Genomic DNA, 22585 nt, shown 5'->3' with positions numbered 1-22585 from the left:
GGTGGCGAGGTCTGCGAGGCGGACTTCGGTCTCGGCGAGAGGGGCGGTGGAGTGCGCGGTCTGATTGCGGAGTTCGTCCGCCCGGGCCGTGGCCGCGTTCTCCTGGATGTGAAGGTCGACCAGAAGTTCGGTGATGTTCACGCGGCCAGCCCGATGGTGTCGCGCCAGGCCGGCGTGGGTGTGGTGAGGCGCCGGGCCNTGTTCGCGGTGGAGGCCCGGCAGACGCGCGAGGCGGAGGTGTCGGGCCGGTGGCCGTACTCACGGGCCGGACGCCGGTGGAGCATCAGCGTGCCGTTCGTCTGCTCGACCACTCACCGCTTGGGCTGCGGGACGAGCCCTTTGCCCTGGTCGGCAGGGTTGCGGCGGACGGCCTCGATGTCGATGTCCAGCAGAGCGCCGTGAACGATGACCTCCATGACTATGTCCGGCACGGCACGACCAGCCTGTTCGCCGCCCTGGACATCGCCTCCGGATCGGTCATCGCCCAGCACTGCCGCCGCCACCGCCACCAGGAGTTCCTCCGCTTCCTGAAGGTCATTGACGCCGCCGTCCTCAAGAACCTCGACCTCCACCTGGTCCTGGACAAGTGGTGCCTTACCCTGCTGACCGATGCGGCCGTAGCCTGGACGACGGAGTACTACGGCCTGGCCATCGCCCAGATGCGGGCCGAGGGTAGCGCGGTCGATGATGAACTCCTCGCGCATATCTCTCCGGACCACAGCGAGAACGTGAACTTCTTCGGCACCATCAACGTCAAGGTCGACACCGAACTCGCCAAGCTCGGCCCGGCCGGTGCGGCCTCGCCACCCGGACCGCACATGGCGACGGCCGATCAGTAGAAGGTGACAATTTGGGCGCACTCGTATACCCAAGAGACAGGAGAGGGGCACCCATATCGAGAATGGCGGCATGTATGCAGCTCCACAGGCACGAGTGGGGAAGCGGCGACCGGGTGGCGGTACTGATTCACGGGATCATGTCGGACCACCGCACCTGGCACCGGGTCGGCCCCGCCCTCGCCGGTCACGGTTACCGCGTCATCGCTGTCGACCTGCGCGGCCATGGGCGAAGCCCGCGGGGCGAGTACGGGGCGGAGATCTTCGCCCAGGACCTCATCGACACCCTGCCGAGCGGTACGGCCCTGGCAATCGGGCATTCGCTGGGCGGGCTGGCGCTGTCGCTGGCAGTGGAGCGGCTGCGGCCCCAGCGAGCCGTCTACTCTGACCCGTTGTGGCACTTCGGGGCTGGTGACAACGCCCCGGATCCCGCGCTGTTCACGGTGTTCCGGCACGCCACGACCCGGATGATCAAGGTCTTCAACCCGCGCTGGGAGCACGCCGACGCCGAGCTGGAGGCGGCCGCGCTCCGGCTGTGGGACGTGGGCACCGCTTCTGCCCTGTCCAGCGAGAGGGAGCGATGGGGCCCGCCCAGATCGCCGGCCGTGCCCTCGCTCGTCCAAGCGGCTGGCCAGGGGTTCCTGCTGACCCAGCAGCAGAAGACGTCTCTGGTCGAGTGCGGCTTCACGGTCCGTACGGTCGAAGGTGCCGGGCACACCATCCACCGCGACAACTTCGAGGGATTCATGGAATCGCTGACAGGCTGGTGCTGAGGGATACGTCAGTGGTGATGCGCCCATGCTGTGTGCCTGCGCGCCCGTGAACGCGCCTTGTCTGATACCCCTGTATTCGGCAATCAGTTAGGAATGGCCACCTTTCAAACCCACGTGTGCTGTAGGAGCGAGGCGGATGACCAGTGGCGTGGGTACAGGGGCAGGCTAGTTGGTGTGCTGTGGGGGGCCCCTCAGCGCCCGTGCGGAGGGGACGACAGGGCGTTTCTGGCGGAGTACGAGCGTGGTGCTACCAGCGGGATCGTCGTCCGCCGTCGGCAGGAAGGTGGCGTAGGCACCGGGCTGGTCTGCGGACGGGGCCGGGTATCCCGGGCACTCTTCTCTGCCGTCACGACCACGCACCGCTCACGGCGCGGGAGTCGGCAGGTAGAGGGCGCTGATATCGCATGACGTCCCAACAGGTCGGTACGTTCCTGCTCGGCCTCGCGGTGATCATCGTGCTCAGCCGGTTCATGGGCGCTGCGGCGCGGCGGCTGGGGCAGCCTGCGGTGATCGGTGAGATCGCCGCAGGCATTCTGCTGGGACCGACGCTGTTCAACGGAGCGGTCTCGCACGCTCTGTTCCCCGAAGAGGTCCAGCCTTCGCTGTCGGCGGTGGCCACATGCGGGCTGGCACTGTTCATGTTCATGGTGGGGCTGGAGATGGACCGGGCTTCGGTGGGCAAGCGCGTCCGGGCAGCCCTGTCCGTCTCCGTGGGATCGATGGTCGTGCCGTTCGTTCTGGGGGCGGGTCTGGGATGGTTCCTGGTCAGGAACCATCCCAGTGACCCTCCTTGGGTGTTCGCCCTGTTTCTGGGGACGGCGATGTCGGTCAGTGCCTTGCCGGTGTTGGCACGGGTCCTCATGGACCGCAACATGCACCGCACCCCGCTGGGTGCGCTCGCCCTGGCCAGCGCGGCGAGCGGCGACATCATGGCGTGGTCGGTGCTGGCCGCTGTGGTGGGGGCGGCCGGGGCGGGTGGGCCGCAGCAGTGGCTCATCGTCTTGGTACTGCCCTATGCGGCCGTGATGGTCGGTGTCGTCCGTCCGTTGTTGCAGCGCCTGGTGGCCAAGCGGGCGGCCACGGGCAGGTGCACCGTCGGCATCTTCTCGGTGGTGCTGGCGGGGCTCCTGCTTTCCAGTGCGGCAACCGAGTACCTCGGGCTGCACTTCATTTTCGGTGCGTTCCTGTTCGGTGCTGTCATGCCGCGGGTCGGTGCCGAGCAACTGCAAGTGGAGATCGTGCAGCGCATCGGCCCGGTCTGCCAGGTGGTGTTCCTGCCGGTGTTCTTTGTCCTCGCAGGGCTGCAGGTGGATCTGTCGCAGACCGGGTTGAGTGGCCTGGGCGAGTTCGCGCTGATTCTCGTGGTCGCCATCACTGGCAAATTCGCGGGTGCGTTTGTCGGCGCCCGGGTCCAGGGCACTGGTGCGCGGCAGTCGGCGGCGCTGGCCGTCTTGATGAACACCCGGGGGCTCACCGAGCTGATCGTTCTGTCGGTGGGGCTTCAGCTGGGGATACTCTCCAGCGATCTGTATGCGCTGATGGTCATGATGGCCCTGGTGACCACGGCCGTGACCGGTCCCTTGCTGCACGTCATCTATCCCCGGCAGTACGTCGAGCGCGACCTGCTCGAAGCCGCCACAGGCCCCGGGAGCAGCCCACCATCCTCTGCGGAATCGGCAGCGCGCGGGCCGACAGACCCGGCGGCTTGCGGGTAGGGCGAGGGAGCCGAGGGCGCGACGCTCCGTGTGGCAGGGGATCCGGGGCCAGCACCTCAACCGCGAGAGTCAGCACGTCCGTCATCAACCAGAGGTGGGACATGACATCGTACGACTTCGACATCGGCATTGTCGGCGGCGGCCCTGCGGGTTCCACGGCCGCTTCCTATCTGACCAGGGCCGGACTGTCCTGTGCGGTCTTCGAATCCGAGACGTTTCCCCGGCCGCATGTGGGAGAGTCCCTGGTGCCCGCCACAACCCCCGTCCTGGAGGAGATCGGGGCCCTGGCTGTGGTGGAGGCGGCGGGCTTCCCGCGGAAGTACGGGGCGGCGTGGACCTCGGCTGTCTCCTCAGCCGACCGCATCCCCACGCTGGGCCACCAAATGCCCTCTGGGTTCCGTGAGGCCAGCATCCGGTTCAGCGAACGCGATCAGGACGGAGTCCACCAGGATTACACCTACCACGTGGACCGGGCGAAGTTCGACCTACTGCTCCTGGAACATGCCAAGCGCTGTGGGGCCGTGGTCTACCAGGACAGCAGGGCGCGGGCGGTCGACTTCAGCGGACCGTATCCCCGGCTGCGGATAGCGACCAACGGCGGCGATGCCCGGGAGCGGGAGGTCACGGTCCGCATGGTCGTGGATGCCAGCGGCCGCGGTACCTTCCTGGGCAACAAACTCCGCCTCAAGGTTGCGGACCCGGTCTTCAACCAGTACGCCATCCACACCTGGTTCGACGGGCTGGACCGCGGCGCGCTGGCCGTCAACAAGGATCAGACCGACTTCATCTTCATCCATTTCCTGCCCCTCATCGATACCTGGGTGTGGCAGATCCCCATCACCGACACCATCACCAGCGTGGGTGTCGTCACCCAGAAGCAGCGGTTCGCCGCCTCCAAGACGGAACGCGAGTCCTTCTTCTGGGACTGCGTGGGAAGCCGGCCCGAGCTGCGCAAGGCCCTTGAGGGGGCGCAGCGGATCCGCCCGTTCCGCAGCGAGGGCGACTACAGCTACGGCATGCGCCAGATCTGCGGCGACGGGTGGCTTCTCGTCGGCGACGCCGCCCGGTTCGTCGACCCGATCTTCTCCAGCGGGGTGAGCGTGGCCCTCAACGGCGCACGCCTGGCCAGCGCGGACATTATCGCCGCCGCCCAGGCGGGAGACTTCGGCAAGCCGCGGTTCGCCCCGTACGAGGCATCGATGCGGCGTGCGCTGCGCAACTGGTACGAGTTCATCTCCATCTACTACCGGCTCAACATCCTCTTCACGGCGTTCGTGCAGGACCCGCGCTACCGCCTGGATGTCCTGACGATGCTCCAGGGCTCCTTCTACGGTGAGGACGAACCGGCCGCGCTGATAAAGATGCGTGCCCTCACCCGCCACATCGAGGACAACCCCGGGCACCTGTGGCACCGCCACCTGGGCAGTCTGCGCGCCCCTGCCCTGCAGCCGCTGTTCTGATGTGGAGCAGATCGTGTCAAGGGGCATGACGGAAGGTCTCGTTGAAGGTGCGTTGTGGGGGGCGGCGGAGGCCGGCTCCAGGCGTCGCCTCCCGACGTGTGCTCGAAGAACATCCGACACACACCCTGCCAAGGCGACCCGACACCTCACGGTGGAGTCACCCCCCAGCACGTTCCGCCTCTTGGCCAGAACCCCGACCACAGATCCGGCATCACGATGCCGTCGCTCCGCACGGCCTGACGTAAGCAGCCTCATGTGCCAACACCCGGGAGGGGCCCATGGACTTCGCGCTCACTGAGGAGCAGCGTCTGCTCGCTCAGACGGTGGAGACGTTCGCCACGCGGGAGCTGAACCAGGATCTGACGGAGCGGGATGCGGCTGGGACCTTCCCTGCCCAGGCGTGGCGCAAGTGCGCGGGGATCGGCCTGACGGGTCTCACGGTGCCCGAGGAGTACGGCGGGGCCGGTGCGGATGCTGTCACCACCATGGCGGCGATGGAGGCTCTGGGCTACGGCTGCCGGGACAACGGGCTGATCTTTTCGCTGAACGCCCACCTGTGGGCGGGGACGATGCCGATCGTCCGCTACGGGACCGAGCAACAGCGCCAGCACTACCTGCCGCAGTGCTGCGACGGCTCCCTCATCCTCGCGCACGCGGCCACAGAGCCCGGAGCGGGTTCGGACGCCCTCTCGCTGACCACCACCGCCACCCGCAAGGGCGAGGGCTGGCTGCTCAACGGCTCCAAGACGTTCGTGACCAACGCACCGGTGGCCGGGGCGCTGGTGGTGTTCGCCGCCACCGACCCGGCCGCCAAATTCGCCGGACTGTCCGCCTTCCTCGTGGACGCCAACACCCCCGGCCTGCGGGTGGGGCGGCCGATCGGCACGATGGGCCTGCGCACCGCCCCCATCGCAGAGGTCTTCTTCGAAGACTGCCCGGTGTCCCCCGAGGGGCTGCTGGGCGCTCCCGGGGCGGGGATGGCCCTCTTCAACTCGACCATGCAGACCGAACGCGCCCTCATCCTGGCCAGCGCGGTCGGCACCCTGCGCCGCAACCTGGAACGGTGCATCGACCATGCCCGCGCCCGGCGCCAGTACGGCCGCCCCATCGGCGCGTTCCAGGCCGTGGCGCACCGCCTGGTGGAGATGAAGCTCCGCCTGGAGACCGCGCGCCTGCTGCTGTACCGGCTGGGTTGGCTGCTCGACCACGGCCAGCCTGCCGAGTTGGACGTCTGTCTGGTCAAGTTGCACATCAGTGAGGCGTTCGTCCAGTCCGGGCTGGACGCGATCACGATTCACGGGGGCTACGGCTACACCGCCGAGTACGAGGTGGAACGCGACCTGCGGGACGCGATCGGCAGCCGCCTGTACTCGGGAACCTCCGACATTCAGCGCAATATCGCCGCCAGCCTGCTGGGGCTGTGAAACCGACGCGGGAAAGGAACGTGACCGCCATGACCATCGAAACCCAACTGCACTCATTCATCCGTGGCCAGCTGGGCTGGAACGGCGACCCGGTGGAACTGACCGACGAAACACAACTCATCCAGGGCGGAATCCTGGACTCGCTGCGGCTGCTGGAACTGGTCGCCTTCCTCCAGAGGGAATATGCGTTCGAGGTCAAGGACATCGACCTGGTTCTCGACAACTTCGCGACGATCACGGCGCTTGCGGGCTATGTCCGGCGCAGTACCAGCGATCCGAGCGACACACAGGTCACCTGAGGCCCAGGGCCGGAGCACGACACCGTTGCGCAGAGGAGTGAGAGATGGCTGGACTACTACACGAGTTACTGCGCCGCTCCTGCGAGCGCCATCCCGAGCGGCCCGCAGTCTGCGACGGTCAGCGGACCGTGTCGTACGCGGAACTGGAGCAGGAGTCCAACCAGCTCGCCCGGCTGCTCGGCATCGCCGGTGTGCGCCCCGGTGACCGGGTCGGCCTGTACGGGCCGAAGTCGGCGGCAGCGGTCATTGGCGTATACGGCATCCTCAAGGCAGGCGCCTGTTACGTGCCGCTGGACGTACACGCCCCCGCCTCCCGGCTGAGCCATATCGCCCGCGACTGCGGGATGACATGTCTGGTGACGACCACACCCCAGTGGACCGGCCTGCTGTCCGCCGGTGCCCCGCTGACTGCCGCGGTCATGCTCGGCACCGCGGACGCGACAGAGACCGCCGCCAACCCCGCCCCGGGCGTGCGCGTTCTGGGCCGTCAGGCGCTGCATGCGCAGCCGACCACACCGCTCCCGCACACCGGCCGGGACGACAGCCTCGCCTACATCCTCTACACCTCAGGATCCACCGGAACGCCCAAGGGCGTGATGCTTTCCCACCGCAACGCCATGGCCTTCGTACAGTGGGCGACAGCGGAATTCGCACTGACCCCCGCCGACCGTCTCGCCAGCCACGCACCGTTCCACTTCGACCTGTCCGTCTTCGACCTCTTCGCGGCGGCCGCGGCCGCGGCCGCGGTGGTCCTGGTGTCGACTGCCGTCACCGTGCTGCCCGCCGAGCAGGCCGCCTATATCGAGACCGCCGGCATCAGTGTGTGGTACTCCGTGCCCTCAGCGCTCAGCGCCATGACACGCCGCGGCGGCCTGGCCGGGCGGAACCTGAGCCGACTGCGCACCGTGCTCTTCGCCGGAGAGGTGTTCCCCACACCCCAGCTGCGCCAGCTCATGGACCTGCTGCCGCATACGCGCTTCGCCAATCTCTACGGTCCGACCGAGACCAACGTGTGCACCTGGTACGACGTCCCGCCACTGCCCCCCGACCAGACGGCCCCCATCCCCATCGGCCACCCCCTCCCCGGCGTCAACACCTTCGTAGTGGCCGACGACGGTCGGCCGACCGCCGCGGGCGAGTGCGGCGAACTCTACGTCCAGGGCCCCACCGTCATGCAGGGCTACTGGAACGACGCGCAACGCACCCGGCGCGCCCTGGTCCCCCTCCCGCACGGCGAGAGGGCGGCCCGCGCCTACCGCACAGGCGACCTGGTCCGCATCGCCCCGGACGGCACCCACCACTTCCTCGGCCGCCGCGACCACCAGGTCAAGAGCCGCGGGTACCGGATCGAACTCGGCGAGATCGAAGCGGCCTTGCACACCGACCCGGCAGTGGTGGCCTGCGCCGCACTCGCCCTACCCGACGCCGAGATCACCAACCGCCTGACCGCCTGTGTCGTGGTCCGCGGCGCTCCCGACCCGGCGCGGCTGGCCAGGGTCTGCGCCGAGCGGCTGCCGCGCTACATGTGCCCCGAATCCTTCGCCTTTCACGACACGCTGCCCCTGACCTCGACCGGCAAGACCGACCGCGCCGCACTGACCCGGGCTCTCCTCGCCGACCCAGGTTCCCGGGTCGTACGTGGTAGCACAGCAGCTGACCAGGCCGGACACGAAGGAGGACAACCATGACGCACAACGGCCCACAGCGCCACCACAGGGCCTGGGAAGGCTACTGGGCAGCCGCCAGCACCGGCGGCCGGACACCCCTGTGGGACTGCGACCCGGACCTGGGCGTCGGCACGGACTTCGCACACTTCCACTCCTACATGGACTCCGGCCTGCCCCTGCTCGACGTCGGATGCGGCAACGGAACCCAAACCCGCTGGCTCGCCGACCACTTCCCCTGGGTGATCGGATTCGATGTGTCAGCCGCCGCCATCGACCTGGCCCGCAAGGCCACCGACACCCCCGGCGTGGAATACCTCCAGCTCGACATCCTCGACGCCACGGCCGTGACCGACCTGCACGCGCGTATCGGCGACGCCCATGTCTACGAGCGGGGGGTGCTGCATACCCTGCCCCCCGAAGACCACGCAGGCTTCGCCCAGTCGCTGGCCGTACTCCTCGGCGACCGGGGCGTGTGTTTCCTGGTGGAACCGGCACCCGAAGCCAAACAGTACGTCGACGATGTGCTGCGCCCCGCCACTGGACTCCCGCCAGGGCTGGCCAAGATCCTGGACCATGGTCTGGTGCCGGGCGGAGTGAGCCGCGACGAGGCGCTCTCCCTCTTCGGCACACACGGCTACGAGGCGCTGAACGAAGGCCACGGTGTCATCCACACCCGGCGCACCCTGCCAAACGGCGAAGCAGCCCGCCTGCCCGCCTTCCACCTGACGCTCCGGCGTACGGGCAGAACCCGCACCGCCTGCGATTCCCCTCCTGCCGAGCGGACATGAGCCCAGCGGGAGACGCCACATCGCTTCTGTCCCCGGGCCCGTCGGACACCGTCCGCACCAGCGCTGACCGCCGGAACTGAGCTACCCCGCCAGGGCCCACCGGGCCACGGATACGAAAGGTCGTCATCATGCGTCTGGTCGTTGGCATCACCGGTGCGACCGGCGCGGCCCTCGGGATCCGTCTGCTCCAAGCGCTCACCGAGCTGAAGGTCGAGACGCACCTAGTGCTCAGCGACTGGGCACGGGCGACCATCCAGATCGAGACCACCTACCGCGTGGACGAGGTACGGGCGCTCGCGTCGCATGTGCACGGTGCCCGCGACCTTGCGGCAGCCATCTCCAGCGGCTCCTTTCCCACCGACGGCATGACCGTCTGCCCGTGCAGCATGAAGACGATCAGCGCGATCCGTACCGGCTACAGCGACAACCTCATCACCCGCGCTGCGGACGTGACCCTCAAGGAACGGCGCAAGCTCGTCCTGGTCCCCCGGGAGGCGCCGCTGAGCGCAATCCATCTGGAGAACATGCTCGCCCTCGCGCGCACCGGCGCAGTCGTCCTTCCTCCCACGGTCGCCTACTACGCGCACCCGTCGTCGGTGGACCAGGTCACCGACCACATCGTGGGGCGCGTACTCGACCAGTTCGGGATCGAACACTCCCTCTGCCAGCGGTGGACGGGCGGTGGGCGGCAAGCCGAGCCCCAGCGCGAGGCCAACGAGGAGACACCATGAACGAACCCGACCTGCGCACCTGGCTCGACGTCCTCGAAGCGGCAGGCCAGCTCGCACACGTGCGGTCCAGGGTCGACTGGGACGAGGAGATCGGTGCCATCACCCGTGCCACCCTCGCCCTCGGCGGTCCTGCGCTGCTGTTCGAGAACATCACCGACCACACCCAGGGCCGCTGCACCCGGTTCCTGACCGGCGGCCTCGGCAACAAACACCAGGTGCGGCTGCTCCTCAGCCTGCCCGAGGACACCAGCGACCAGGCGGTCGTACGCCATCTCAAGGAGACCTTCCAGCGCCCCGTCCCGCCGCGCGTGGTGGACACAGGCCCGGTCAAGGAGAACATCCTGCGCGACGATGCGATCAACCTCTGGGAGTTCCCGGTGCCCAAATGGCACCACACCGACGGCGGCCGCTACATCGACACCTTCTGCGGCGTGGTCACCCAGGACCGCGTCACCCAACGCGACAACATCGGCATCTACCGCGGGCAGGTCCTGGGCGAACGCAAGATCGGCAAACTCCTCATCCCGACACAGGGCTGGGGCGGACACTTCCAGCAGCACCGCGAAGCCGCCAAGTCGATGCCGGTCGCCGTGGTGTACGGCGGGCACGACGCGCTTCCCTTCTGCGCGGGCACTCCGTTCCCCAAGCGGATCTGCGAATGGGACATGATGGGCGCCGTCCTCGGGCAGCCCATCTCCCTCGTCCCCTGTGAGACCGTCCCCTTGCACGTCCCGGCGAGCGCCGAGATCGTCGTCGAGGGGTACATCGACCCCGACCCCGCGACCTACGAGGATGAAGGCCCGTTCGGCGAGTACCCGGGCTACCTGGGCGGCCAGTCCTCACCCAAACCGGTGCTGCGCGTCACCTGCGTCACCCACCGCGACGACCCCATCCTGCGCGGCTCGCTCGAAGCCTCACGGCCCGGCTTCCCCACAGAAGACGGCCAGCTCTGCGCCTACGCCTGGTCAGCGGTCGCCTGGAACATGCTGGAGGACGCCGGCGTCAGCGGCATCACCGACGTGTGGATGTCAGCGGTGTCGACCGGCGCCAGCATCATCGTGCAGATCCACAAGATGTACCGCGGCCACGCCCAGCAGGTCGCCGCCGCACTGTGGGGTACGGCGGCGAGCCAGTGGTTCTGGAAGAACGTCATCGTCGTCGAGGAAGACATCGACATCCGCGATCCGGTCGCGCTCGACTGGGCGGTGGCCTTCCGCGTCAACGCTGGCATGGGCGACATCACGTTCTACGGCCCGACCTTCGGCTCCGTACTGGACCCATCAACGCCCCCCGAGAAGGCCAACGCCGCCAAATACGGCACCGGCGAGTGGACCCGCGTCCTCATCGACGCCACGCGCAGTTGGGAACGGGAACGCCGACCGGAATACGGCAACCGCCGCTATCCCCCGCTCTACAAGCTCGACTCCGCGCTCGAAGACCGGATCGCCAAGCGCTGGCCCGAATACGGCATCGGCATCCCCTACCTCGACGACGCACAGCGCGCCTCACTCACCCTGACAGACCTCGCGAAACGACTGCCCGAAGTGTGAAGTAGCTACGCGGCGCCCTGCGTTCAGCGATATCCGTCGTTCCTGCGGCCGTTACTACCGGTAGTCCGAGCAGGTACGCGGTGGCGGGCACACGGATCTCTTGGCTTTGCCCCGCTATGTGGACATCTGTGACCTATGCAGCCAAATTCAGGCTACCTGAGCTGCTGCTTCGGCGTTCGAACTCTGCCGGGCTGATGTGACCGAGCGCAGAATGACGTCGCCAGTTGTTGTACCAGGCCGGCCAGGAGAACACCGCGATCCGCGCTTCGCTGTTCGTCACCCATTTCTCTCCGCGCAGGAGCTCTCGTTTGATGCTGGCGAAGAAGGACTCCGCGAGCGTATTGTCGTAGCTCGACCCGACACGTCCCATCGAACGCCGTATCCCATGCCTCCGGCAGACCAACGCGAATGCCTCGGCGGTGAATTGGGCGAGTTCAACCAGTCGCTGCCCTGCGGAGTCATCTGGCCGCAGTGCCTGACCCGCAGTCCCGTCGCGGCATCCGTCACCCGTGGACGGCCCTGCTCACCGCCGCGGCCGCCGCCGTCCTGGCCGGCGCCGCGTCGGTGACGGCGATCGGAGAATGGGTCGCCGACGCCCCGCAGCGCGTCCTGGCCGTGCTCGGATTCCGGCCCGACCCGCTGACCGGCCTCATCCGGCCGCCCCACGCCACGACCATCCGTCTTGTCCTGGCCGCCGTGGACGGCGACGCCCTCGACCGCGCCACCGGAGGCTTTCCTCCAGGAACGCCAGACTCCGGGACATGGACGTCGAGTCATCGCCGTCGACGGCAAGACACTCCACGGCCGGCTCCCGCACTGCCAGGCGGATAGCCGTCGCCCTGATCGCAGCGATGACCCCCAGCGGCCAGGTCCTCGCCCAACGGCAGATCGACGGCAAGAGCAACGAGATCTCCGCCTTCGCCCCGCTCCTGGACGGCAGTCGTCACCGCGGACGCCCTCCACACCCAGCACGATCACGCCGCCTAACCTGCACGGACGCGGAGCCCACTACCTGGCCGTGGTGAAGCGGAACCACCCCGCCCTGCACGAGAAGGTCCGGCGCCTGCCCTGGCGGGACATCCGCCTGGACCACTACGAACGCGGCCGCGGTCACCACCGCGACGAAATCCGCCGTCTCAAGACGGCCGCGTTCGCCCATCTCGACTACCCGCATGCCCGCCATGCCCTCCAAGTCGTCCGCTGGAGACGGACCTGGGCACGGGGAAGCTGTCGATCGAACGGATCTACCTGGTCACGAGCCTGCCGCCGGGCGCGGCCACCGGCAGCGAACTCGCCGGCTGGATCCGCGGCCACTGGCGCATCAAGAACCAGCTCCACCACGTCCGCGACCGAACTTTCACGAGGACGCCTCGAAGATCCGCACCCGCCACCTGCCCCGCGTCATGGCCAGCCCGCGCAACCTCGCCATCGGTGTCCACCGTCAGAACGGCCACACGAACATCGCAGCCGCCCCCCGCCACACCGCCCGAGACCACCTACGGCCCCTCACCGCCCTCGGCCTGGCATAACAAACCCGGACACAAGATTACTTCTCAAAGACCCTGGCCCTCCAGTAGGAACGCGTCATGCAAGAACTCCTCTTCACAGTCCGTGCGCCGGGGATGCCGGACGGAGTCGCGGCCGTGCCGGTTCAGCCCCGTGATCCGCAGGGGGGCCGGGTTCCCGGGGCAGCCCGCGCAGCATCACCGCAGTGATGCCGCATCCACCGCCGGCTGCCACGATCAGCGAGCCGTCCCCGAGGACTTCCCGCAGCGTGTGCGGGTCGGCCGCGGGCTGTATTCCTCCGTGTAGCGCAGTCCGGCCCGGTGGTGGACCATCGGGCGGTCCCGCCCGGCGAGGCAGGGGCGGTGTCGGCGTCGGTGCTGATCAGCACCCGGGGCGTGGGTCCGCTCGGCGAGCCGGGTGAACCCGACCAGGACCACGCCGCAGCACACCGGTAGGTGTGCCGAAGTCGTCCGGTTCCACCGTGGCGAATCCCTGCGAGTGGGGACTCATGGACGTGGTGGCGCCGGTGCGTCGCAGGGCGGTGGCCTAGCGGCGAGTCCTCGTCTTCTCGGGGGATACGGTGCGGTCTCCGGTTCGAGGGGGGAGCGCGGGCTCGGGTGCCACGGGCCGAGTGGGCGGAGCCGCGGCGAGGGCTCCGCGCAACAGGTCCACGGTCCCCTGGGCTCCGTAGTAGTCCAGGGAGCTGCCGGTCCCGGTGCCGGGGACCCTGGCGAGAGCCCCGTCCGCACGGGCGAGGACCGGCCAGCCGCGCTCTCGGGCCATCGACTCACGGGTCAGCCCCAGCAGGAAGGCGCCCTCCGCGAGCCGGTCCGGGTCCACGCCGGTGGTCCAGGCGGCTTCCCGCTCGGCACTCGGGTTCATCGCGAGCAGCAGCACCAGGTCGAGCCTGCCGTCCGCGAGGTACCGGCGTGCGGTGCGCAGGGCCACCCGGCTGGAATCGGGGCCGTTGTCGAGGGTCATCGTGGGGCCGTGCACGTCCCAGCGGTTGGCGATCCGGTTGACGGCCAGGCTCGGGGTGCTCCCGGCGAAACTGTCCTCGGTGATGTCCTGCCGGGCCCGTACGGTGGCGAGCAGGTCGTCCAGGGCCGCCCGCTCCGCACCCTGGGGGAACAGCTGTTCCAGCTCGGCCGTCCCCGCGCGCAGGATGACGTCGTGCAGTGAGCGGGTCAGCCCGGACTGGGCGCCGATGACACCGGTGGTGTCCCGCAACTCCTCCCACAGTTCACCGTGTTCGGCAACGAAGCGACCGGCCACGTCCAGCGCGAGCAACTGTCCGCGGTCTATGACCCGGGTGACCAGCGGCGAGAGCCGGGTGACGGAAATCGGTGGCACCGGGTACGCGGCGCCGAACGCGGGCGGCGGCGCCCCTGCGCCGGTGTGCATCCAGCGCACGACCTGCTCCGGTTCCGGGGCACCGGGCAGCGTGGTGCTCCAGGCGACCAGCACCATCGGATCCCGGTCGGGGTCGTACGGGAGCAGAGGCGCGAGCTGAGCGTGCGCGGGCAGCCGGTCGTGTACGACGACGTGCCCGTTCGCTCCCCCGAGACCCAGGCTGGAGATGGCAGCCGTACGGGGCCGCCCGGTGCGCGCAGTCCACGTGAGAGAGGACTGCGGGACGGCCAACGGGGTCCCGCCGAGCGCCGGAGCCGGTGTGACGAATCGCTGCTGGCGGGGGATCTCTTCGTGCTCCATCGCCAGCAGGGCGTGGATGATCGAGACCGTCCCCGATACCCAGCCCGTGTGTCCCACCAGGGACTTGTTGCTGGAGCAGAGCAGTTCCTCGCGGCCGTCCGCCTCGGCGGCAAGCACTTCGATCTCCGTGGTGTCACCGGCCCGGGTACCGCTGCCGTGGGCGATCACCCAGTCCGGGCCGACTCCCTCCAGTCCCGCGTCCTTCCAGCCCCGACGGACGGCCAGGCGGAGGCCTGCGGGGTTGGGGGCCGCCAGGGCGCGGCCCTTGCCGTCGACGGACAGCCCAGGGCGGGTCAGTACGCCCAGGACCCGGTCTCCGTCGGTCTGCGCCTTGTCCAGAAGCTTGAGCGCGAGTAGGCCCGCTCCGTCGGAGAACACCGTTCCGTCGGCCTGCGCGTCGAAGGGCCGGACGTCGGAGGTCGGCGAGCCGCCGCCGAACTTGTCGGCCGTAAGGGCCATGTGGCGGTCTACGGCATTGACCCCGCCGACGAACACCACGTCGCAGCCGCCCCCGTAGAGGGCCTGGATGCCGAGGTCGAGGGCATAGAGGGAGGAGGCACAAGCACTGCCGAGGCCGAGCCGGTCGGTGTCCTCGGGGAGTACGTCGGCGAAGGCGCGGCGGATGATCTCGTGCGGGAGGGCGTGGCGCAGGTCCTCGGGCGCGCACTGGAAGCGTCGGCCCAGCAGGGTCTTCAGCCGCCGCTCTTGCCGGGCGCGGGCCGGGCCGTCGGGGGCGAGGCGCTCGGCGAGCCCCCGTGCGACGGAGTTTACGAGCAGCCCGTCCTCCAGCGCCATCGACCCACCGGTCCAGGTCCCCACGTAGAAACCGGCCCGTTCACCGTCGGTCATGGTGGTCGTGTCGAGTGCCTGGAGGAGGCTGTGGCGCAGCCACAGCGTCTCCTCGTCGCTCTTCCGCCACCGGCCCTCGGCCCGCTCCGCCACGATCCGCCGGTGTGGGCGGAAGGAGCGAATGTACCCGCCCTCGCGGCCCCGAACCCGGTCCGGGACGTCCTGTCCGCCAGGCGCGTGCAGCGCGTCGATGTCGAAGCGCTCCGGAAGGCCGATCTGTGAGCTCTCCTCGTGCAGGGCGGCCCACAGCTCGGCCGGCGAGTTGGCGCCGGGCACGGCCAGTCCGTACCCGACGACCGCCACGGGTGCCGCGACGGAGGGGTGGGGAGCGGATCGTGCTGTCATCGTGCGGCCGCCAGCTTGCGCAGGAGTCCCGCCATTTCGGCCACGGTGCGGTACTTGAATATCTGTACGTTCTCCTCCGGGCTGGGCAGTTCGAAGGAGTTGAGCAGTGTCACGAAGACGCTGGTCCGCTGGAGCGAGGAGATCCCGAGCTCGCCCTCCAGCTCGGTGTCGTCCTCGACCATGTCCGTGGGGAACCGCAGGGCTTGCGCGTACGCCGCCCGTACCCGGTCGCGCAGTTCGGCCTCGGCGGGCAGATCATCGGAGCGCGCCTCTGCGGTCACCGGCGGGGACACGGCGGCACCCACCGGAGGCGTGAGGACGGCGGGGCGCCCGGGCCCGGGTGTGCGGGCACGGGTCGCAGACAGCGGCTCCCGGAGACTGCCCGTCTGCCCGGCGGTCTGATCGGCGTCGGGGACCGGGGTGCTGCCGGCGGGAGTCCCGCGGGACGTCCCCGGATCGAGTAGGGAGCCCATCTCCCACCCGGTGCCGTGCTCTGCGGCCAGTGTCCTGGCGAGCTGGGCCACCAGCTGTGCCTGGGCCCGTCCGGTGAGCAGCGGCACCGCCTCGGCGGCCCTCGGCAGGCACTGCGGGACCAGATCGGTCAGCACCTGCCGGGCTCCGCACTCGACGAACAGTCGCGCCCCGTCGTCGTACAGCGCATGCAGTGCCTCCCGATAGCGCACCGGGAGGACCAGCGTGCCGGCCAGCAATTTCCGGACGTCGTCGGGGCCGGCCATCATCCGCTGCAGCTGCGGGGAGTAGACCGGTCGCCGGGGAGCCCGTACGGGAATGTGTCGGATGCGGTCGGTGAAGTGTCGTGCCGCAGCACCCAGCATGAGGTTGTGGTAGGCGGAGGGAATCTTCAGCCGGTGGGTCCTGATGCCCAGTGCCGAGGCCAGCGCCTCCAGTTTCTCCAGTGCAGGAATCAGCCCGGACACCACGACCTGGTCGGGTCCGTTGTCGACGGAGACGGCGAGCGTTCCGTCCGCGACGGCCTCGCACAGCAGCGAGACGCGAAAGGCCGGAGCGTTCAGGGCCACCATGGCACTCGGGGGGAGGCCGCTCTCGTCGACGGCCCTCGTACGCTCGCACAGCACCCGCGCCGCGTCTTCGACCGTCATGCAGCCGGCCACCACCATGGCTGTGACCTCGCCGCCGCTGTGGCCGACGAGGGTGTCACCCGGAACCCCGGCGTCGGTCAGCACCTCCGCAAGGACCAGAGACGTCACGAAGAATCCGAGCCAGAGATGACCCATGTGCTGGGGTGACGCCTCGTCAGCGGACCTGAGCAGCAGAGGCGACACCGGTTCCCAGCCGTACTCCGCAGCGACGGTGTCGACTGCGTCGAGAATCGCCGTGCGCGTGGCACCGCACTCCGTCAACTGACCCAGTGCGCCCGCTACATGGGAACTGGGGCCCGGAAACATCCAGACCGACTTCGTCATTTCCCTCATCCGTTCCTGGGATCCTGCCGGGTTCCCGGCGTGTCGGTCGCCGCGGTGATGCCGTGCGCGGCCATTCGGCGATCTGGGCGAAGCAAGCCCACCGGTACAGCAGCAAGGCCACTCCTCGACGGATATGCCACAGCCCGTCAACTTAAAGTGTGCGTTGCGGTCGTGATAGTCGAAGGCCACCTTCCCGGCGAAGAGTCAGCGGCACGTGCCCTGCGCTGCCGACGGGCCGAAGGCGGTAGCCGCAAAAGCCGTTCGTCGTCGGTGAAGCCTGCTTCGGGCGGAGCTGGCGCTCAATGCCTCAAGGACATATGTCTATGTACACACAGTGAGGGCGCGCGGGGAATGCGGTACCTATGATCCAAACGTGAACGCGTTGAACGCCGCGCGCGACGCACCTTCACAGGCCCTTGGTGCAGCAGGACTCATGAGATCCAAGGTAGCGGCCGTAGAGGGCGACAGCCGCGCCCCCGCGCACGGACGTCGTCGATCGGCTGGACGCCGTTCACGAAACAACGAGGGCAGCGCGATGGCACCGGACACGCGCCGCTCGCCCCGGGGTCAGCAAGGGAAGCCCGCCCGGTGGCAACGTGCGAAGTGTCTTCCCGAGTGGGTGATACGGCCTCTATGCGATTCCCTGCCGGACGGCACGTAGCAGCTGACGGAGGAGCAGCCCGTTTGCCTCCGTTGAGGACCATGTCCGGGGCGCCGACCAGCACTCGGGGAATCCTACTCCGGTACCGCCACTGTCGAGCGGCTCCCGCCCGGCCTGGGCGATTCACCAGCGTGACTGCTACGCGGCTGGGAGTCGGTGCCTGGCCGACGGCTGGGCCGACATCCTCAGGCTGATCACCAGTCTCACGCAGGAATCCCGGCCACCTCCCCTGGGCCGAAGCTGCTGCAGGCCGAGATGTACGGGCCGCATGCCCCCTGGCACGTCGTGGGGACCATACTCGACGAGACTTTGCCGACGGCCCCCTCGACCTCCCCGCAGCCGACTACGACTCGCCAGCTGACGAGGACCGGAGCGCGGATCCCGTCGTCACCCGCTGCCTCAGGTTGGCCGTATTGAAGCTCGTCTCCGCAGGGCCCGTCCGGCACCATGTGGTGTGAAGAACAGCGCGGAAGGTGGCATACCGTCCATCATCGCAGGGCTTTTTGCAGGCCTGCTGATCGGTTATTTCAGTTGGGCTCGTGCTCAGTTTGGCTGTTCTCGGCAACATAGTGACGGCCCTGGTGCTCGGCAGTGGTACAGGCGGAGTCCTTAGTGTCAACTTCCGCGCGTCACGGCGCCCGCAGTGCCAATCCTGGCTGCTCAGCTTGATCTAAGTCAGAAGCTGAGGCGGCCTTCTGCCCGAACACGTGCTCCGAGTGGGTGCACTGGGCACTGCCCTGGCGATCAAGGAACTTCGACCGGTACGGACGTCACGTCGATCACGAGCTGTCCTGATTCGGTGATACCGAGGGGCAGGCTGTGCCCTGTTGCCAGTACGTAGACTCCGTCGACCAAAGGGAGGGCGTATCCGGTCCGCGTGCGGGTTCCCGGCCGCAGGCCGGTCGCTGAGGTGATGGGCCAGATTTCCGAACAGTGCCGACAACCGACCGGGCGGCTGTGGCGCTGCTGCCCGCTACGGGCAGGGTCGTACCACAGCGTCGCTGCCACTCTCGGTGATCGCCAGTGGCCATCAGGTCGACAAGCCGCTGCGTGGTCACCGTCCCATTGAACTTGTCCGGGGCGAGGGCCACTCTCCGGACGGTGTCTGGCCCGCATGCACTCACTCCTCCAGAGAATTGTTCGTCAAGTGACCTCACCGAATTGTCTGCTTGTCCATAGCCGAGTCGCTGTCCTTCTTCCAGGGGCCAACAGCGGGTGTCGGGGCGTAGCAGGGTCTGCGACATGCGTTCGCCCTCCCGTGACGGCCCTCATGCACAGGGGCATCCCCCTTTGACGCAAAGGACCCCATCCATGCCGATCCGGCTCGTGACCCAATCCATCAGCGATGCCCTCGTGGCTTCCCTCCGTGAACGGATAATCACGGACCAGATCTCCGTGGGCGCTCCACTGACTGAGGCGTCGGTCAGCGCCCAATACGACGTGGCGCGGCAGACGGCGAAGGCGGCGATCGCGCGCCTGGTCGGCGAGGGACTGCTGGAGCGCACGGCTCACCGCAGCGCGCGCGTCCCTGCACTGGACGAAGCGCGGGTACGCGACCTCTACTTTGCATGCGCGGTGGTGGAGGTTCGTGGCTACCAACTCCTGGCGCAGCAAAGGCTGCTGACGGAGGCGGTCGGGAGAGCACACGAGGCGTTCCTGGCGGCGGCGTCGGGCACCGACATCGCCTCGATCGTGCAAACGGACGCCGAGTTCCACCGCACCCTGATCGACAGCCTGGGAAGCGAAAGGCTTTCACGGGCCCACGGGCTCATCATCAACGAAATCCGGCTCTGCCTCGCGCAGGTCCAGAACGCGCATCTTCTCGGCTTGGAGAAGATCTCGCGCGAGCACGACGGCATCCTGGCCGCCGTCCAGGACGGCGATCCAGACCGTGCTGGAGAGCTGGGACAGCAGCACCTCGAACACGCGGAGCGTAAACTCCTGGCACATCTGCGGGGTTGACGGCGCATGTCAGTAGCTGGCGTGAGCAACGCCGACGAGCCAGGTGTCCAGCGGCCGACAGCGGCAGAGTCACGTCGTTGGGGGTTCGGAGGGGCTGCCGACACACCCGGAGCGTCACGCCGTCTGCTCCAGGTGGCGCGGCCATGGTACGGCCCGTTTTCTCGGTGCGGGCCCGGCGCAGCACGGTAGCCTCAGCGGCCTGGCGGCGCCGCTGAACGCGGGCCTGGTCAGGCCGGCCCGTGCCATGGTGACCGCTGCCGACAGACCGTTCGGACCGCTGCCGACCACGACGACATCCGCTGTCATGTGCTTCTGCCCCGCCTCTCCCGCTCTCCGGACCGGCTCAGGAGCCGGGTTCGTACACGAAGGGCCTGGTCCAGGTCACGACCTCGAAACTCAGCTTGCGCAAGGTGGGTTCGGAGGTCGGCAGCGCGTCCACGAAGACATGGGTACGTCCCCGTTCACGCGCCTGCCGCAGCCTGCTGCCGACCAGTGCGGTGAAAAGCCCTTGCCTCCGGTGCTCCGGGACGGTCCGGCCGCCCGCCAGCTCCGCGTAGCTGCCGCCCCGCCGGAAGTACGCACGGCCGCAGGACGCGGGCTCTCCGTCGATGTAGGCGATGTGGATGCTCAACGTCTCCGGGGCATGCCGCAGTTCGGCGACGAGACGCTGCCGTTCCTCCTCGGCGTTCTTCCGGCCGAGAGCGTGGGCGATCCGTGCGTAGTCCGCTAGCCCCTGCTCGTCCGTCACGAGCCGGATGTCCCGGCCTGCCGTGTCGAAGGAGGCCAGGTCCACGCCGTCCAGTGGCAGGACCAGCACGCTCTCCCGATCGTCCGGCTCGAATCCGGCAACGGTGAGCCGGCCGTCCAGGTCCGCCGGAGTGTCGTGGCCGTACACCTTCCACTCCAGGGTGTAGCCGCGTGACCGGACCAGTGCGATCTCCTCCCGGATGACATCGTCCAGTTCCTCCGGAGCGCAGCGGGCGTACACGATCCGGCACTCGGAGCCGTCCGTCGCGAGCTCTCGGACGACACCCCGTCCGGAACTCTCGCCTAATGCCCGGCGCTCCTCGTCGAGCCCCGCCAGAATGTTCTCACTGTTCACGCGGTCGCGTCCCCTTCGCAGGCCGGAATTCCGGCGATCGGCCGTTCTTCGAGCATGGAGTCGAGAATAGAGCAGAGCTTGTCCAGCAGGCCCTGCGCGCGCTCGTCGGTGAAGACTTCGCTGTTGTAGGTCAGGGTGAGTTGGAGTTCAAGGGCGTAGCGGATGAAGACGAACTGCAGGTCTGCCTCTTTCGAGCGGCGCGGCAGGGCCCGTGCCCGGAACAGGACACCGCCCCTGCGTCGCGGCTCCTCCTCGTTCCCGCGGCGCGCCGCCCGGGCAAGGCCGGCGTCGGCCTCCACGCTGATGACCAGGCCGGGCCCGGCCCGCAGACCGAGCAGACCAGCGTTCCAGCCGGTTCCCTTGCCCAGCTCGAGCACCCGGTGACCGGGCTCGGGAAGCAGGGAGTCCAGCATGTCGGCCACCACGGCCTGGCAGGGCAGGCTCGACGTCGGCAGCCCGTCGGTGACCGTCGCCGTGTCGGGCCCGGGGTTCACCTCTCCCGCCCAGCTGGCCGGGTCGGTGTCGCGGTCGACGGGCACGTAGGCGTGCCCGTCCCACCGCCATACCCGTTGCGGAGCGAAGCGGTGAGGGGGCAGGGACTCGACGGCCGCTTCACGGATCCACGCGGGCCGCTCGGGCCAGGCGCCTCGCCTGGCCATGGCCACTGCCAGGGCCAGGTGCAGCTCGTCGAGGTTCAACTGCACCTCTGAGTGGTCGTTAAGTCCGACTTCCCTTCGTTCGTGATCGCTCGATCGTGGCATTGATCGCGGCCCGGGCTGCTCGATGGGCATGTCCATGTTGAGATGCGGGGCGTGGTGAGAGAGCCGTATCTCAGCGATTTGCCGGATGGGCGGTGGGCGTTGATCGAGCCGGTGATCACGCTTGGAAGCGGGGCCGGGTGGCGGGCGGTCGGCGATCGGAGATCCCGGGTCCTGCGACTTGGGGGAGGCCGTGAACGCGATCTTCCATCAGAACCGGACGGGCTGTCAGTGGCGGATGTCGCCGCATGACCTGCCGGTCTGGTCGGCGGTGTTCTACTACTTCAGGTTGTGGCGTGAGGACGGTCTTGACCAGCGGATTCAGGAGCTCCTTCGTTGTCAGGCCAGGGAGAAGGCCCGCCGATCAGAGGACCCGTCCCCCGTGATCACCGACACCCGGTCCGTTCGCGCCGCGGCGGGTGTTCCCAGGACCACGACGGGGCTGGACGCGAACAAGAAGGTACCGGGGCGCAAGCGGGGACTGGCCGTCGACGTGCTGGGGCTGATCATCGGCGTCGTCGTCATGGCCGCCTCCGCGCACGACAACGCGGCCGGCACCGCCCTGCTCGACCAGGCCGCCGAGCGATGCGGGATGCGCCTGGAGAAAGTGCTGGTCGACCAAGGCTTCATGGGAAGCGGTCATCGTTCACGGCGCTCTGCTGGACATCGACGTCAAAGTCGTCCGCCGCAACCCTGCCGACCAGGGCAAAGGGCTCGTCCCGCAGCCCAAGCGGTGAGTGGTCGAGCAGACGAACGGCACGCTGATGCTCCACCGGCGTCCGGCCCGTGAGTACGGCCACCGGCCCGACACCTCCGCCTCGCGCGTCTGCCGGGCCTCCACCGCGAACANGGCCCGGCGCCTCACCACACCCACGCCGGCCTGGCGCGACACCATCGGGCTGGCCGCGTGAACATCACCGAACTTCTGGTCGACCTTCACATCCAGGAGAACGCGGCCACGGCCCGGGCGGACGAACTCCGCAATCAGACCGCGCACTCCA

At 68.6% G+C, this 22585-nt stretch carries 19 protein-coding genes and 1 pseudogene; 15 read left to right on the top strand and 5 right to left on the bottom strand.

The annotated features are described in order from the left end of the window. Positions 1 to 402: 402 nt before the first annotated feature. The 11 genes and pseudogenes from GTY84_RS33475 to GTY84_RS04595 all read left to right on the top strand — a co-directional run. Positions 403 to 590 (top strand): annotated as a pseudogene (locus GTY84_RS33475) (IS630 family transposase); the annotation flags it as partial. Beyond that, complete coding sequence (locus tag GTY84_RS33470) at positions 573 to 839, top strand: Tn3 family transposase (RefSeq protein ID WP_345943340.1); 267 nt, start codon at positions 573 to 575, stop codon at positions 837 to 839. The pseudogene GTY84_RS33475 and the gene GTY84_RS33470, both read left to right, overlap by 18 nt. 74 nt (positions 840 to 913) lie before the next feature. Beyond that, positions 914 to 1609: an alpha/beta hydrolase gene (locus GTY84_RS04635; protein ID WP_161224806.1), complete on the top strand. Its 696-nt coding sequence runs from the start codon at positions 914 to 916 to the stop codon at positions 1607 to 1609. A 404-nt stretch (positions 1610 to 2013) separates the two neighbouring features. Further along, on the top strand, positions 2014 to 3324 hold the full coding sequence (locus GTY84_RS04630) for a cation:proton antiporter (protein WP_161224805.1): 1311 nt from the start codon (positions 2014 to 2016) through the stop codon (positions 3322 to 3324). A 101-nt stretch (positions 3325 to 3425) separates the two neighbouring features. Beyond that, positions 3426 to 4784 (top strand): NAD(P)/FAD-dependent oxidoreductase, encoded by a 1359-nt coding sequence (locus tag GTY84_RS04625; RefSeq protein WP_161224804.1) that lies wholly within the window; start codon positions 3426 to 3428, stop codon positions 4782 to 4784. A gap of 278 nt (positions 4785 to 5062) precedes the next feature. Beyond that, positions 5063 to 6208, top strand: coding sequence for an acyl-CoA dehydrogenase family protein (locus tag GTY84_RS04620; protein ID WP_161224803.1), 1146 nt, complete (start codon positions 5063 to 5065; stop codon positions 6206 to 6208). A 29-nt stretch (positions 6209 to 6237) separates the two neighbouring features. Continuing rightward, positions 6238 to 6507 carry an acyl carrier protein gene (locus GTY84_RS04615; RefSeq protein WP_161224802.1) on the top strand — a complete coding sequence of 90 codons (270 nt, stop codon included), beginning with the start codon at positions 6238 to 6240 and terminating at the stop codon, positions 6505 to 6507. A 44-nt stretch (positions 6508 to 6551) separates the two neighbouring features. Beyond that, the gene (locus GTY84_RS04610) at positions 6552 to 8195 is read left to right on the top strand and encodes an amino acid adenylation domain-containing protein (RefSeq protein ID WP_161224801.1); all 1644 of its coding nucleotides are present in this window, start codon (positions 6552 to 6554) and stop codon (positions 8193 to 8195) included. Beyond that, positions 8192 to 8962 (top strand): class I SAM-dependent methyltransferase, encoded by a 771-nt coding sequence (locus GTY84_RS04605; protein WP_161224800.1) that lies wholly within the window; start codon positions 8192 to 8194, stop codon positions 8960 to 8962. The genes GTY84_RS04610 and GTY84_RS04605 overlap by 4 nt, the downstream gene beginning before the upstream one ends. Before the next feature lie 128 nt (positions 8963 to 9090). Then, positions 9091 to 9693, top strand: coding sequence for a UbiX family flavin prenyltransferase (locus GTY84_RS04600; protein ID WP_161224799.1), 603 nt, complete (start codon positions 9091 to 9093; stop codon positions 9691 to 9693). Continuing rightward, a complete protein-coding gene (locus GTY84_RS04595) occupies positions 9690 to 11243 on the top strand; it encodes a UbiD family decarboxylase (protein WP_161224798.1) in 1554 nt (517 codons plus the stop codon). Before GTY84_RS04600 ends, GTY84_RS04595 begins: the two co-directional genes overlap by 4 nt. A 133-nt stretch (positions 11244 to 11376) precedes the next feature. Here the strand turns inward: GTY84_RS04595 and GTY84_RS04590 are convergent, their stop codons facing one another. Then, positions 11377 to 11646, bottom strand: coding sequence for an integrase core domain-containing protein (locus tag GTY84_RS04590; protein ID WP_272919156.1), 270 nt, complete (start codon positions 11644 to 11646; stop codon positions 11377 to 11379). A gap of 68 nt (positions 11647 to 11714) precedes the next feature. Here GTY84_RS04590 and GTY84_RS33465 point away from each other — a divergent pair, with 68 nt between their 5' ends. Both GTY84_RS33465 and GTY84_RS33460 read left to right on the top strand, forming a co-directional pair. Beyond that, a complete protein-coding gene (locus tag GTY84_RS33465; RefSeq protein WP_345943339.1) occupies positions 11715 to 12074 on the top strand; it encodes a transposase family protein in 360 nt (119 codons plus the stop codon). After that, complete coding sequence (locus GTY84_RS33460; RefSeq protein WP_237532050.1) at positions 12005 to 12268, top strand: hypothetical protein; 264 nt, start codon at positions 12005 to 12007, stop codon at positions 12266 to 12268. The genes GTY84_RS33465 and GTY84_RS33460 overlap by 70 nt, the downstream gene beginning before the upstream one ends. A 1027-nt stretch (positions 12269 to 13295) precedes the next feature. On the opposite strand, the gene GTY84_RS04580 is transcribed toward GTY84_RS33460, so the two are convergent. Both GTY84_RS04580 and GTY84_RS04575 read right to left on the bottom strand, forming a co-directional pair. Beyond that, positions 13296 to 15656, bottom strand: coding sequence for a polyketide synthase (locus tag GTY84_RS04580; protein WP_161224796.1), 2361 nt, complete (start codon positions 15654 to 15656; stop codon positions 13296 to 13298). Further along, on the bottom strand, positions 15653 to 17101 hold the full coding sequence (locus tag GTY84_RS04575; RefSeq protein ID WP_161224795.1) for an acyltransferase domain-containing protein: 1449 nt from the start codon (positions 17099 to 17101) through the stop codon (positions 15653 to 15655). Before GTY84_RS04575 ends, GTY84_RS04580 begins: the two co-directional genes overlap by 4 nt. 1972 nt (positions 17102 to 19073) lie before the next feature. Between GTY84_RS04575 and GTY84_RS04570 the strand changes: the two genes are divergently transcribed. Next, a complete protein-coding gene (locus GTY84_RS04570) occupies positions 19074 to 19724 on the top strand; it encodes a GntR family transcriptional regulator (RefSeq protein ID WP_161224794.1) in 651 nt (216 codons plus the stop codon). A gap of 343 nt (positions 19725 to 20067) precedes the next feature. Here GTY84_RS04570 and GTY84_RS34855 read toward each other — a convergent pair whose 3' ends face one another. Both GTY84_RS34855 and GTY84_RS04555 read right to left on the bottom strand, forming a co-directional pair. Continuing rightward, complete coding sequence (locus GTY84_RS34855) at positions 20068 to 20826, bottom strand: GNAT family N-acetyltransferase (protein WP_202549436.1); 759 nt, start codon at positions 20824 to 20826, stop codon at positions 20068 to 20070. After that, complete coding sequence (locus GTY84_RS04555; protein ID WP_237532049.1) at positions 20823 to 21617, bottom strand: hypothetical protein; 795 nt, start codon at positions 21615 to 21617, stop codon at positions 20823 to 20825. Before GTY84_RS04555 ends, GTY84_RS34855 begins: the two co-directional genes overlap by 4 nt. A 160-nt stretch (positions 21618 to 21777) precedes the next feature. On the opposite strand from GTY84_RS04555, the gene GTY84_RS04550 reads away from it, so the two are divergent. Beyond that, positions 21778 to 22374 carry a transposase gene (locus GTY84_RS04550; RefSeq protein ID WP_345943338.1) on the top strand — a complete coding sequence of 199 codons (597 nt, stop codon included), beginning with the start codon at positions 21778 to 21780 and terminating at the stop codon, positions 22372 to 22374. Positions 22375 to 22585: the final 211 nt, after the last annotated feature.

Source organism: Streptomyces sp. SID8352 (assembly GCF_009862265.1).
GTDB lineage: Bacteria > Actinomycetota > Actinomycetes > Streptomycetales > Streptomycetaceae > Streptomyces.
This window is presented reverse-complemented; position numbering and strand designations above follow the sequence as displayed.